The sequence below is a fragment of the Aeromonas sp. S12(2024) genome (genome assembly GCF_041402305.1).
In the GTDB taxonomy this organism is placed as follows: domain Bacteria; phylum Pseudomonadota; class Gammaproteobacteria; order Enterobacterales; family Aeromonadaceae; genus Aeromonas; species Aeromonas veronii.
Window position 1 is genome coordinate 14,458 of the sequence record NZ_JBGLRB010000006.1, and the last position, 12,941, is coordinate 27,398.

Here is a 12,941-nt window from a genome sequence, read left to right on the forward strand (position 1 = left end):
TCTTATATCCCTGAGTATACGGTCATTTGTCGCCCGAACTTTGCACTCAATCAAGTGGAATGCAGACAGATTTCCACTCTATCGGACTCTTGCCCTGTTGTTCCAGCAAGCGATTGGTCTCGCTAAAGTGACCGCAACCGATGAAACCGCGGTGGGCAGAGAGAGGGCTCGGGTGCGGCGCGGTCAGCACATAATGGCGCTGGCGATCGATGAAACGCCCCTTCTTCTGGGCGTGGGCGCCCCACAGCAGAAACACCACGCCCTGACAGCTGGCATTGATCTGCTCGATGACCCGATCGGTAAAGGTCTCCCATCCCAGATGGGCGTGGGAATGGGCCTGACCGGCTTGCACCGTCAGCACAGTGTTGAGCAGCAGGACCCCCTGTTTGGCCCAGGATTCGAGAAAGCCGTGATTGGGTGTGACGAAACCTGGCAGGTCACGCTGCATCTCTTTATAGATGTTGACCAGTGAGGGAGGCGTACGCACGCCGGGCAGAACGGAGAAGCAGAGCCCGTGCGCCTGATTGGGGCCGTGGTAGGGATCCTGCCCCAGGATCACCACCTTGACCTGATCCAGCTCGGTCAGCTTGAAGGCATTGAACACATCGGTGGCTGGCGGGTAGATCACCTTGCCCGCTTCCCGCTCGGCTCTGACGGTTGCCAGCGTACTCTTGAAATAGTCCTGCTCTTTCTCAGAGCCAATCACATCACTCCAGGTCAGCACCCCGGCCTCCTCACTTGATACGGCGAAGGGCTCAGGATAGGGGGCCAGCCCGCAAGACGCAACCGTGGTTCACGCTTTCCAGAGCCTGGCGAGGCGCCCCGAGCGCTCCAGCTTGCGCAGGCCGGTATTGAACAGCAGCATCAGACGGCGCGCCTCGGGATCGGCCTTGCGCATCAGCAGGTATCCCGGTTGCAACCAGATGGGGTCGGCGGCGCCGGTCAGTGACAGCGATTGGGGATGACGAACGAGCGCCTGCTGGAACAGAGTCTGTGCCACCTGCTCATCCATCACCAGATAGTGGATCCGCCCGTCAAGCAGCTTGCCCATGCTCTCCTCATCGGAATCTGACCACTCGAGGGTGAGCCCGGCTTGGCGAGCGGCAAAACCATCGCCATAGAAATAGCCACGGGTCACTCCGACCGGCTCGTGTTTCAGCTCACCCAGATTGATCGCGGGCGTACCGGTCAGCGTCATCAGGCGAGTGGTGAAATGGCCGAGCGAGGCGGAGAGATAGAAAAGCTGCTCCCGCTCGCGGGAGCGAAACCAGGGCATGGTGACCACATAGCGTCCCTCCAGAGTCAGTCGGTAAGCCTCGGCCCAGGAATAGAAGTGAAAGCTGACATCGAGCCCCTCTTCGGCAAAGGCCTGGCGCACCACCTCACAGAGAAAGCCCTGATTGGGCAGCGCCTCACTGATATAAGGTGGCCACTCGCCCACAGCAATTCGCACCGTCTCGGCCCGTACCGCAACACTGCTTGCCCAGCAACAAAACAGGGCCAGCCATGCCCACTTTCGCCACCCATTATACACCCGGCACTCTCCTCGCTTTTTTTGCTGAGTGTAGCCAACCCCTCAATTAACCTCAGAAAAAGCCAAAAAGATGTAGTTAAATTACTAGATTAACGAGATAAAAGATGCATAATTTGGATATCTTACAAAATCAGAAAAATGACCTATTTTTGATTCAACTCAAGAATTTAATCCCATTGAAATGGCGCTTTGTCGGATTTTCTTGATCTAGATCAATTTTGGTAATATTACCACCGTGGTATATATGACCCCATCAAAGAAAAGGTGTAAGGCAAGGGCCCTTTAAGTCATCGCCATCGACGGTAGCTTAAATACATCAGGGTAATTTCCTTACAGTTGGATTCGCGTTCCCATTGAGGAGTCATACCATGATCAAAGGCATTCAAATCACCCAGGCCGCCAACACCGCTCTGCTGAACTCTTTCTGGCTGCTGGACGAAGAGAAGCAACAAGCTCGCTGCATCTGCGTCAAAGGCGATGCTTTCGCTGCCGATCAAGAAGTGCAACTGGCTGACCTGGGTCAGTTCGAATACCGCGAACTGCCGGTTCAGGCTGAACCTGCTGTTGAAGGTGGCCAGCACCTGAACGTCAACGTGCTGCGTCGCGAAACTCTGGAAGATGCTATCGAAAACCCGGAGAAGTACCCGCAGCTGACCATCCGTGTATCTGGCTACGCAGTGCGTTTCAACGCCCTGACCCCGGAACAGCAGCGTGACGTGGTTACCCGTACTTTCACCCAGAGCCTGTAATCAGCGCCCTGCAGTGAAGAGCTGATACTCGCTGTATCGGCACAAAAAAACGGCCAATCGGCCGTTTTTTTATGCGTGCTTGTCACCGCATCCTTATCAAAAAATACCCCGCATTGCGGGGCATTTTCATCAGGCATGACAGCGTCGGGATCAGGCCGAGGTATCGAGAGGTTCGAAGCCCTTGATCAGGTCATCGATGGCCTTCATCTGTTTGAGGAAGCCTTCCAGCTTCTCCAGCGGCAGGGCACTCGGGCCATCGCAGCGGGCAATTTTCGGATCCGGGTGGGATTCGATAAAGAGACCGGCCAGACCGACCGCCATGCCGGCACGCGCCAGCTCGGTCACCTGCTCGCGACGACCACCGGAGGCCGCCCCCAACGGATCACGGCACTGCAGGGAGTGGGTCACGTCAAAGATCACCGGATAGCCACCGGTGCTCTTCTTCATCACGCCCAGACCCAGCATGTCCACCACCAGGTTGTCGTAGCCGAAGTTGGCACCGCGCTCGCACAGGATCAGCTGGTCGTTGCCGCACTCCTCGAACTTGTCGGTGATGTTCTTCATCTGGCTTGGGCTCAGGAACTGCGGCTTCTTGATGTTGATAACATTGCCGGTGCGGGCCATGGCTTCCACCAGATCAGTCTGGCGCGCCAGGAAAGCGGGCAGCTGGATAACGTCCACCACCTCGGCAACAGGCTTGGCCTGATGGGGTTCGTGCAGATCGGAGATGACCGGCATGCCGAAGGTCGCTTTCAGCTCCTGGAAAATCTTCATCCCCTCTTCCAGACCCGGACCGCGGTAGGAGTGGATGGAGGAGCGGTTGGCCTTGTCCCAGCTCGCCTTGAACACGAACGGGATGCCCAGCTTGCTGGTCACTTCCACGTACTTCTCGCACACCGCCATCGCCATGTCGCGGGATTCCAGCACGTTCATGCCGCCAAACAGCACGAACGGTTTGTCGTTGGCAACGTCGATCTGGTTGATCTTGATATTCTTCTGTTCCATCTAAGACATCCTTAATAAAAGGGCCTGAAGCCTAGTTACTCCGTTGCGACCGGACGCAGCGGCCTTGATATTCTTCTGTTTCAGTTTCAAGCCGCCCTTAATGGAGGGGCTTGGGGCTCAGATCCAGCGCGGCCAGCTGCACTTTCAGCACATCGGCCACCGGATCGTCCGGGCATTGTTCAATAAAATATTCAAAATCGTCGGCGGCCTGGCGCGGGCAATCGAGCTGCTCGTAGATAAAGCCGCGATCCCGCGTCTCCAGCGGATCGCCGGGCTTCATCCGCAACAACAGCTCGCTGCAGCGTAGTGCCTCGGGCATACGATCTTCCCGCAGCAGGGCCCCCTTGCTGACGTTGAGCAACCGCTCGATGATCTCCCACTGGCCGGAGGGCTGCAGGTAGTCGGGGGTCAAGGTCGCCAAGTCCCCCAGCGCACCGCGCAGTAGCAGCTCGATGCGGGCCAGACTCAGCTCGTCGCCGGTAAAGGGGTCGACATAGACCTCCCCCTCGCCACCGGCAAAGCTCACCAGGAAGTGGCCGGGGAAGCAGATCCCCTCCACATCGAGCCCGAGCTTGCGCCCCAGCTGGATGATGAGGATGCCGAGACTGACCGGGATCCCCTTGCGCTGCACCAGCACCTGATTGAGGTCACAGTTGTTGGCAGAGAAATAGTCCTGCCAGTCGCCATGAAAACCGAGGCTGTGGTAGAAGCCTTGCAGCAACTGCTGGCGCACCTCGTCGCAGGTGCCCTCTTCGATCTGTTCATCCAGCCACTCGTCCAGCAGGTTCAACTCGCGCATCCCCTCCTCGACCGAGCCATAAATCTCGTCGCTGACTGACAACGCCAGCTCGGTGATGTCGTGGGCTTCGAAATCGGTCCATTCGTCTATGTGTAACATTCTCTTCATGCCTTAGCCGAACACACTCGTCTGTTTGAGCACTGCCAACTTGGCAATAAAGTAGATCCAGCCGAGCGCCCCCAGAAAGGAGCACCAGCGCACCAGATTGCTTTTGGCCAGCCGCAGCGCCATCGCCGCCAGAAATACCAGCACCAGAATGGCCATCAGCTTCTCGCTGAGCCAGGGCGTTCCGTTATTGAGCGGGTTGAGATCCAGCACCATGCAGAGCAATACGCCGGAGAGCACCACCAGACCGTTGAGCCAGCCGCTGACCTTCATCACCGGCGCGCTATAGGCTCGGCCAGTGGCGGTCTGTACCCAGTAGAAGCGGAGCATAAACATCAGCACGGCCCCGGCAATCAGGGTGAGGTGCAGGTGTTTGAGCACAAAAACCATATTCAATCCTTGCATGGGGGCGCACAGGCAACCCGCCGTGTAACAGTGAGGAACCGTCAGCGCAGCGGGCAGAGGCCCAGCGTCACCCTGTCGTTATCCCCGTAATCACGCACCGTGGCTACCTCGCGGTAGCCGCCATCACGCAGCAACTGACGCACCGCCTTCCCCTGATCCCAGCCATGCTCCAGCAGCAACCAGCCATCGGTCAGCAGATAAGCGGGGGCATGGGCCACGATGTGGCGGATATCGGCCAGCCCGGCGTCATCGGCAACCAGCGCCGAGCGGGGCTCAAAGCGTACATCACCCTGCTCGAGATGGGGATCGGCGCCATCAATATAGGGGGGATTGGAGACAATCACCGCAAAACGTGGCGTATTGTCGCGATCCGGCTCGCCAAGGGGCTCGAACCAGCTGCCATCGCGCACCTCGATGGGTAACCCCAGCGCGGCGCTGTTCTCGCGGGCCAGCGCCGCGGCATCCGCCATCCGATCCACCGCCCACACATCGACCTCGGGCCGCTCGGACTTGAGCGCCAGCGCGATGGCGCCGGTGCCGGTGCCGAGATCCAGCACGGCGCAAGGCCCTTGCGGAATTCTGGTCAGCGCCTGCTCGACCAGCACCTCGGTATCGGGGCGCGGGATCAGAGTCGCTGGGCTCACCTTGAGGGGCAGCGACCAGAACTCCCGCTCGCCCACCAGATGGGCGATGGGTTCGCCATTGAGACGACGAGCCAGCCACCTCTGCAAGGTGGCCTGCTGGGCGGCATCCAGCTCACGCTCGGGCCAGGTCATCAGATAGCTGCGACGGCAATCGAGCAGATGACAGAGCAGTACATCGGCGTCGGCGCGGGGGGATTCCCCCTCAGCCAGCACAGTCATGATATGGGCGCGGGCCTGCTGGATCTGCATCAGTGCCACTCCACCTTATGGGCACAACACTTAATGCGAGCTTGCCGGATCACCATTTGCATCAGTTGTTCTCGGCCAGCGAGGCGAGCTGATCGGCCTGATACTCCTGCACCAGCGGCGTGATGACGCAGTCCAGATCCCCTTCCAAAATTTCGGAGAGACGGTAGAGGGTCAGGTTGATGCGGTGCTCGGAGAGGCGGCCCTGCGGGTAGTTGTAGGTACGGATGCGCTCGGAGCGATCGCCGGAGCCCACCAGATTGCGGCGGGTGCTCTGTTCGGCGGCGCGGTGGCGCTCATCCTCGGCCGCTTGCAGACGGGCGGAGAGCACCGACATTGCCTTGGCGCGGTTCTTGTGCTGAGAGCGCTCGTCCTGACACTCCACCACCAGACCGGTCGGCAGGTGGGTGATGCGAATGGCCGAGTCGGTCTTGTTGACGTGCTGACCACCGGCACCGGAGGCGCGGAAGGTATCGATCTTCAAGTCGGAAGGGTTGATCTCGATCTGCTCGGCTTCCGGCACTTCCGGCAGCACGGCGACGGTACAGGCGGAGGTGTGCACCCGGCCCTGAGATTCGGTCTCCGGCACCCGCTGTACCCGGTGACCACCGGATTCAAACTTGAGACGGCCATAGACGCGCTCGCCGTCGATCTTGGCGATCACCTCCTTGTAGCCACCGTATTCACCATCGTTGCAGCTGACGATGGAGACGCGCCAGCCCTGACGCTCGGCAAACCGTGAATACATGCGGAACAGGTCACCGGCAAAGATGGCCGCTTCGTCGCCACCGGCACCGGCGCGGATCTCCAGATAGCAGTTGTTGTCATCCTTGGGATCCTTGGGCAGCAACATCAGTTGCAGCTCCTGCTCCAGCGCCTCCAGATTGGCCTTGGCCAGCGGAAGCTCCTCCTGCGCCATCTCGCGCAGGTCGGCATCATCCTCCTCCAGCATCATCTGGGTGGTCTCCAGATCATCCTGCGCCTGACGGTAACGCTGGAAGGCGTGAACGATATCTTCCAGCTGGGCATATTCGCGGGTCAGGGCGCGGTAGCGATCCTGATCCGAGACCACATCCGGCTCGCCGAGCATGGCCTGTACTTCTTCGTGGCGCTCGATGAGGCCTTCCAGCTTTCTGATCAGTGACGGATTCATAACTCTTGCATTCTCAATGGAGGACGGGACAACCGGCAGGTTGCCCGAAAATTATGGCTCTTGTGACAACCCCAGCGCCTGCCGCAAGCGGGAGAGCTCGCTCTGATCCCCCTGGGAGGCAGCCTGGCGCAACGCCTGGGTCGGCGCGTGGATCAATTTGTTGGTGAGGCGATGGGCCATCGCCTTGAGCGCCTGTTCGGCACTCTCGCCCTGCGCCAATGCCAGCAGGGCCCGTTGCAACTCTTCATCAGCCACTTGCTGTGACTGATGGCGGTAATCGCGAATGAGGTCGACCGAGCTCTGGCCGCGATACCAGCCCATAAACTCGTCGCGCTCTTCCTGCACGATCACTTCCGCCTGTGCGGCAGCCCGTTTACGGGTTTCGAGGTTCTGCTCGATGATCCCCTGCAAATCATCCACCGTGTAGAGATAGGCATCGGAGAGCTCATCGACTTCGGCTTCGATGTCGCGCGGCACGGCAATATCCACCAGAAACATGGGTTTGAAGCGGCGGGCCTTCAGCGCGCGCTCCACCATCCCCTTGCCGATGATGGGCAGTGGGCTGGCGGTCGAGCTGATGACAATATCCGCCTCGTGCAGATAGTCGGGGATCTCTTCGAGCGTCATCACCTGGGCACCGAATTCGGCCGCCAGGGTCTGGGCACGCTGCAGGGTGCGGTTGGCCACCATCATCTTGGTGACGTTCTGCTCGCGCAGATGACGGGCCACCAGTTCGATGGTCTCCCCCGCCCCGACCAGCAATACCTTGGTCTGGGAGAGATCGGAGAAGATCCGCCGACCCAGGCTGACGGCGGCAAACGCCACCGACACGGCACTGGCGCCAATCTCGGTATCGGTACGCACCCGTTTGGCCACCGAGAAGGATTTCTGGAACAGCCGCTCCAGCGCCCCCTTCACCGACTCCGCCTGCTGGGCATGAGCGTAGGATTGCTTGATCTGCCCCAGGATCTGCGGCTCCCCCAGCACCAGCGAATCGAGCCCGCACGCCACCCGCATCAAGTGGCGCACCGCCTCTTCATCGTGATGCTGATAGATGGCAGTGACCAGTTCGGCCGCGTCCAGCCCGTGGAACTGTTGCAGCCAGCGCAGCACTTGCTCCTGCCGCTCCTCCTCCAGATTGCAATAGAGTTCGGTCCGGTTGCAGGTGGAGACGATCACCGCCTCGCTGACACCGGGTTGGCTCACCAGCTCACGCAAGGCGCGATCGATGCAGTCCGGGCCAAAGGCGACCCGTTCCCGCAAGGCGACACTGGCGGTGTTGTGGTTGATTCCGAGGGCAAGCAAACTCATGAGTGGGCGACGATCATTTCATACGCTGGGTGCAAAGGCTGCCAATTGTACGAGAAAGGGTAAGTCTTTAAAAGCAATACGGCCGCCCCGTATACTGTGGCAAATTCCTCTCTCTGGAGCCGTCCCTTGCTGCTACGTATTTTTACCCTCACCTGCCTGCTGTTGCTGGCCGGTTGTGCCACCACCCAGCCCCAGCGTGACCAGGTGAACTGGAACCAGGAGCGGGCCCGTCTCGAGCAGCTGACCCATTGGCAGCTATCCGGCAAGATGGCCATCATCACCCCCCAGCAAAAGGGCAGTGCCCGCCTCAACTGGCAGCAGGATGGCGATGATTATCGCCTCAACCTCACCAGCCTGATTGGCACCAGCATTCTGGAGCTCTCCCGCAGCAAGGGGGAGATCACCCTGCTCGACAGCGACGGCAATCGCCACCAGAGCCAGGATGCCGAAGCGCTCATCTATCAACTGACCGGCTGGAATATTCCGGTTGCGGGATTGCCAGAGTGGATCAAGGGGCTGCCAGGTCAGGCGGAGTTTGAACTCAACCCCGACAGCAGTCTGGCCAGCGTGCGCGACGGCCAGTGGCAGATCGTCTATGGCGATTATCGGGATCAGGATGGCTACCGCCTGCCGCACCAGCTGACCATGACCGGCCAGAACAGCCGCCTCAAGCTTCAGATCAACCAATGGACTCTTGCACGTTAATGGCTTCCACACGCTGGCCGGCACCGGCCAAACTCAACCTGTTTCTACACGTCAATGGCCGTCGCCCCGATGGCTATCACGAGCTGCAGACCCTGTTTATCTTCCTCAACCACAGCGACTGGCTCGAGTTTGAGGTGATACCGAATAGCGACACACTCACCCTGACGCCGGCCATTCCCGGGGTGCCGGATGAGCAGAATCTGATTATTCGGGCGGCACGCCTGCTGCAAGCAACCCTGCCGAGCCCGCAAGGTGCCCATATCCGGCTGGAAAAAGTGCTTCCCATGGGGGGCGGTATTGGCGGCGGTTCGTCCGATGCAGCAACCACGCTGGTGGCGCTTAACCACCTCTGGCAAGCGGGTTTGAGTGAAGATGAACTGGCAGCGCTTGGCGTCCAGCTGGGGGCCGATGTGCCGGTCTTTGTCCGTGGCCGGGCGGCCTTTGCCGAAGGAGTGGGCGAGCGGCTGCAACCGGTCGAACTGCCCGATGCCTGGTATCTGGTGCTCAAGCCCGATTGCCATGTAGCGACCGCGGCCGTATTCCAGGATCCGGAGCTGCCGAGAGCCACGCCTAAAATGGCGCTGGACAACCTGCTGGAAGGCGAGTGGAAAAACGATTGCGAATCACTGGTGAAAAAGCGCCACCCCGAGGTTGCCAATGCGCTCGGCTGGTTGCTAGAATACGCGCCGTCAAGAATGACGGGCACAGGAGCCTGCGTCTTTGCTCAATTTGAAGACGAAGTGACTGCTCGGGAAGTGTTGGCCTGCGTGCCGAAGGGACTTGATGGGTTTGTCGCCAAGGGCGAGAACATATCACCTCTCTTCTCCACATTGCAACAGTTCAAATGATTGGGGTATCGCCAAGCGGTAAGGCAGCGGGTTTTGATCTCGCCATTCCTAGGTTCGAATCCTAGTACCCCAGCCAATTTTACCGAACGGTATTGATGATTAACGTGGCCGGTTTTGCACTCGGCCACGGATTCGGGTTACCGGTATCATCACATTCATTGGGCAGCAGACACCTTGTACGTTATCTTGATAAATCGTTTGCCCCAAAACGATAGGGTCTGATTTCAGACTCCCCCACATACTGGATGCAACCCCGAGGTTTCAAACCGTGCCTGACATGAAGCTGTTTGCTGGTAACGCAACGCCGGAACTAGCCCAGAAGATCGCAGATCGCCTGTTTATCAAACTCGGCAATGCTGCCGTAGGTCGCTTTAGCGACGGCGAGATCAGCGTACAGATCAATGAGAATGTACGTGGTGGCGATATCTTCATCATTCAATCCACCTGTGCCCCGACCAACGACAATTTGATGGAATTGATCGTCATGGTGGATGCTCTGCGTCGTGCTTCAGCTGGCCGTATCACTGCCGTTATCCCCTACTTTGGTTATGCCCGTCAGGACCGCCGCGTCCGCTCCGCCCGTGTACCCATTACCGCCAAGGTTGTCGCTGATTTCCTCTCCAGCGTCGGTGTGGATCGCGTGCTGACTGTTGACCTGCATGCCGAGCAAATTCAAGGTTTCTTCGACGTTCCGGTAGACAACGTGTTCGGTAGCCCGGTGCTGCTGGAAGACATGAAGTCCAAGAACCTCGAGTCTCCTGTCGTTGTCTCCCCGGACATCGGTGGCGTCGTGCGTGCCCGCGCCATCGCCAAGCTGCTGGATGACACTGACATCGCCATCATCGACAAGCGCCGTCCCCGCCCGAACGTCTCCCAGGTCATGCACCTGATCGGTGACGTTGCCGGCCGCGACTGCATCATCGTTGATGACATGATCGACACCGGCGGCACCCTGTGCAAAGCCGCAGAGGCCCTGAAAGAGCGCGGTGCCAAGCGTGTATTCGCTTACGCCACTCACCCGGTCTTCTCCGGTTCCGCCGTCGAGAACATCAAGAACTCAGTGATCGATGAACTGATCATCACCGACTCCATCCCGCTCACTGCGGAGATGAAAGCGGTCGGCAAGGTCAAGCAGCTGACGCTGTCAACTGTACTGGCCGAAGCCATTCGTCGCATCAGCAACGAAGAGTCCATCTCTGCCATGTTTGAGCATTGATAGATTCAGCAATAACGAAAACCGCCATCAGGCGGTTTTCGTCTTTCTGGACCTTCTCTTTCCAACTTTCTGCTATCTGGTACGACCCTGCCCCCGGCAGGCTTAAGGATTTACCCATGAATTGCTTGCGTCCCCTCCTGCTCGCGCCCCTCACCTGCGCCCTGTTCGCCTGTCAGCCCGTCAAAGAAAACCCGCCCTTCGTGCTGACCCTGGCTCACATGAACGACACCCACTCCCAGTTTGATCCGGTCAATGCCGAGATCAAAGGGCAGATTTTTGCCCAGCAGGGGGAGACGGACACCCTCTATACCCGCTTTGGCGGTTATCCGCGCCTGCTGACCATGGCGAAAGCCTATCAGGCCGATGCGCTGGCCAAGAACCAGCCCTTGCTGCTGCTGCACGGCGGCGATGCCTGGCAGGGCAGTGGCTATTTCAAACTCAACGAGGGGATGGCCAACGCCGAGTTGCTGAGCCAGTTCGGCCTCGATGCCATGGCGCTGGGCAACCACGAGTTCGATCTGGATAACCAGAAGCTGGCCCGCTTCATCGAGGGGGTCAACTTCCCGGTGCTGGCCGCCAACCTCGACACCAAGGCCGATCCGGCCCTTAGCAAGGCTGACAACCTCAAGCCCTTCGTGGTCTATGCCTTTGACGGCAACCAGAAGAGTCCGGTCACCGATCTCGACAACCTGCCGCAAGGCAAACAGCTGGTCGCCGTCATCGGTCTGGTACTGGAAGACATGGGCAATATCGCCCCCAACGTCGGCAAGCTGCGCTTTGGCAAGGAGGTCGCCTCGGCTCAGGCCACGGTCGACATGCTGCAAGCCAAGGGGATCCATCAGATCATGGCGCTCACCCACATCGGCAACGAGCGGGATCTGGCGCTGGCCGCCAAGGTAAACGGCCTCGATGCCATCGTCGGCGGCCACTCCCACAGCCTGCTGGGCGATTTTCGCAATATCGGCTGGGGCAAGACCGGCGATTACGCCAAGCTGGTGACCAATCCGGATGGCATCGGCAAAACCTGCGTGGTGCAGGCAGGCTCCTATGCCCAGGCCATCGGTCTGGCACAGGTGACCTTTGACAGCCAGGGTCAGGTGACCGACTGCCAGGGCCACAACAGCCTGCTGGCCAGCCGCGACTTCTTCGCCGATGCGGCGCGCAAGCAGGCGCTCGACGACGCCCGTAGCAAAGAGGCGAGCCAGTTTGTCGACAACCAGCCCAATCTGGTGACCGTGGATGAAGATCCGCGCCTGCGCGGCATCATCGACAGCCACTACAAACCGGCGCTGGAGAAAGCCTACGGCCCGGTGCTCGGCACCATCCCCGAGCAGCTGCAAAATGCCCGTCGTCCCGGTGACAACGGCAGCGACAGCCACGGCTCAGATGTAGCGCCGCTGGTTGCCGAAGGGGAATTCTACTGGGCCAATACCCCAGCAGTGCAAGCCCTGACCGGCGGCCCGGTCGACTTCGCTCTGGTGGCGGTAGGCGGCGTGCGCGCCGACCTGCCTGCTGGCGAATGGCGTGAGGGGGATAGCGCCCTCACCCTGCTGCCATTCAAGAACCAGCTCGCGGTGCTGACCCTGACTGGCGCCGAGGTACGCGCCCTGCTGACCGAGACCATCACCGCGACCCTGCCCGCCAGCGCCCATGCCGGCAAGTTCCCCTATGGCGGCCACCTGCGTTACACCTTCCAGGAGACCGACGCAGGCAAAGCGGGCACCCTGACCCAATTGCAGCGCAAGACCGCAAGCGGCGAATGGCAGGATCTGGTGGATAGTCAGCGCTATCGGGTGGTGATGAACGCCTACAGCGCCAACGGTAACGATGGCTGGCAGGCACTGGCCAATGCCCAGCGCCACCAGAGCGAGCGGGTCGATATCGCCAGCGTCAATGGCAAGTTGACCGCCTTCCCGGTGCTGAAGGTGGCACAAAACGGTGAACTGCTCGGCGCCGTCTATGCCCCGGGCCAGCCCCTCGATTGCAAAGCCAGCGGCGTGGATTGCGGCACCGATGCAGCGTCTTTCGTGGAGTATGTGCGCGATGCCCGTCCTACCCTGACCGCACTGGATGAAGAGACCGTCACCCTGCTGCGTGCCAAATAACGACGGTAGTCAACCGGGCACAATCCATCGCTCAACTGAAACGGGCCTCTTGCAAGAGGTCCGTTTGCCCACCGTTAGCCACCCATTGGCCGCAATAATGCTGCAAATCCCGCCAT

The 12,941-nt window shown here is 59.8% G+C and carries 12 protein-coding genes, 1 tRNA gene and 1 pseudogene; 6 read left to right on the forward strand and 8 right to left on the reverse strand.

What is annotated here, in order from left to right; all coding sequences use genetic code 11:
• Window positions 1-46: 46 nt before the first annotated feature.
• Complete coding sequence (ung, locus tag ACB035_RS07570; protein ID WP_005353881.1) at window positions 47-724, reverse strand: uracil-DNA glycosylase; 678 nt, start codon at window positions 722-724, stop codon at window positions 47-49.
• Window positions 725-793: 69 nt separating this feature from the next.
• The gene (locus ACB035_RS07575) at window positions 794-1,534 is read right to left on the reverse strand and encodes an ABC transporter substrate-binding protein (protein WP_274161321.1); all 741 of its coding nucleotides are present in this window, start codon (window positions 1,532-1,534) and stop codon (window positions 794-796) included.
• 368 nt (window positions 1,535-1,902) lie between these two features.
• On the opposite strand from ACB035_RS07575, the gene grcA reads away from it, so the two are divergent.
• Entirely contained in the window at window positions 1,903-2,283 is a 381-nt protein-coding gene (gene grcA / locus ACB035_RS07580) for an autonomous glycyl radical cofactor GrcA (RefSeq protein WP_005334936.1), read from the forward strand.
• Between the two features lie 150 nt (window positions 2,284-2,433).
• Here grcA and kdsA read toward each other — a convergent pair whose 3' ends face one another.
• The 6 genes from kdsA to hemA form a co-directional block, all read right to left on the reverse strand.
• Window positions 2,434-3,288 carry a 3-deoxy-8-phosphooctulonate synthase gene (kdsA, locus tag ACB035_RS07585; protein WP_005334937.1) on the reverse strand — a complete coding sequence of 285 codons (855 nt, stop codon included), beginning with the start codon at window positions 3,286-3,288 and terminating at the stop codon, window positions 2,434-2,436.
• A gap of 97 nt (window positions 3,289-3,385) precedes the next feature.
• The gene (locus ACB035_RS07590) at window positions 3,386-4,186 is read right to left on the reverse strand and encodes a SirB1 family protein (protein ID WP_005334938.1); all 801 of its coding nucleotides are present in this window, start codon (window positions 4,184-4,186) and stop codon (window positions 3,386-3,388) included.
• A 12-nt stretch (window positions 4,187-4,198) separates the two neighbouring features.
• Entirely contained in the window at window positions 4,199-4,582 is a 384-nt protein-coding gene (locus tag ACB035_RS07595; protein ID WP_005334939.1) for a SirB2 family protein, read from the reverse strand.
• 56 nt (window positions 4,583-4,638) lie between these two features.
• Entirely contained in the window at window positions 4,639-5,490 is an 852-nt protein-coding gene (prmC, locus tag ACB035_RS07600; RefSeq protein ID WP_371166995.1) for a peptide chain release factor N(5)-glutamine methyltransferase, read from the reverse strand.
• A 61-nt stretch (window positions 5,491-5,551) separates the two neighbouring features.
• Window positions 5,552-6,640, reverse strand: coding sequence for a peptide chain release factor 1 (prfA, locus tag ACB035_RS07605; RefSeq protein ID WP_005353897.1), 1,089 nt, complete (start codon window positions 6,638-6,640; stop codon window positions 5,552-5,554).
• Between the two features lie 51 nt (window positions 6,641-6,691).
• Window positions 6,692-7,951: a glutamyl-tRNA reductase gene (gene hemA, locus ACB035_RS07610; RefSeq protein ID WP_005362209.1), complete on the reverse strand. Its 1,260-nt coding sequence runs from the start codon at window positions 7,949-7,951 to the stop codon at window positions 6,692-6,694.
• A 126-nt stretch (window positions 7,952-8,077) separates the two neighbouring features.
• Between hemA and lolB the strand changes: the two genes are divergently transcribed.
• The 5 genes and pseudogenes from lolB (at window position 8,078) to ACB035_RS07635 (ending at window position 12,825) form a co-directional block, all read left to right on the forward strand.
• The gene (lolB, locus tag ACB035_RS07615) at window positions 8,078-8,656 is read left to right on the forward strand and encodes a lipoprotein insertase outer membrane protein LolB (protein ID WP_069526375.1); all 579 of its coding nucleotides are present in this window, start codon (window positions 8,078-8,080) and stop codon (window positions 8,654-8,656) included.
• Window positions 8,656-9,526: pseudogene (gene ispE / locus ACB035_RS07620) on the forward strand (4-(cytidine 5'-diphospho)-2-C-methyl-D-erythritol kinase). The gene lolB and the pseudogene ispE overlap by 1 nt, the downstream one beginning before the upstream one ends.
• Window positions 9,506-9,580: transfer RNA gene (locus ACB035_RS07625), tRNA-Gln, on the forward strand. The pseudogene ispE and the gene ACB035_RS07625 overlap by 21 nt, the downstream one beginning before the upstream one ends.
• Before the next feature lie 192 nt (window positions 9,581-9,772).
• Entirely contained in the window at window positions 9,773-10,720 is a 948-nt protein-coding gene (locus tag ACB035_RS07630; RefSeq protein ID WP_005343846.1) for a ribose-phosphate pyrophosphokinase, read from the forward strand.
• A gap of 116 nt (window positions 10,721-10,836) precedes the next feature.
• Window positions 10,837-12,825 carry a bifunctional UDP-sugar hydrolase/5'-nucleotidase gene (locus ACB035_RS07635; RefSeq protein WP_371166996.1) on the forward strand — a complete coding sequence of 663 codons (1,989 nt, stop codon included), beginning with the start codon at window positions 10,837-10,839 and terminating at the stop codon, window positions 12,823-12,825.
• Window positions 12,826-12,941 lie beyond the last annotated feature (116 nt).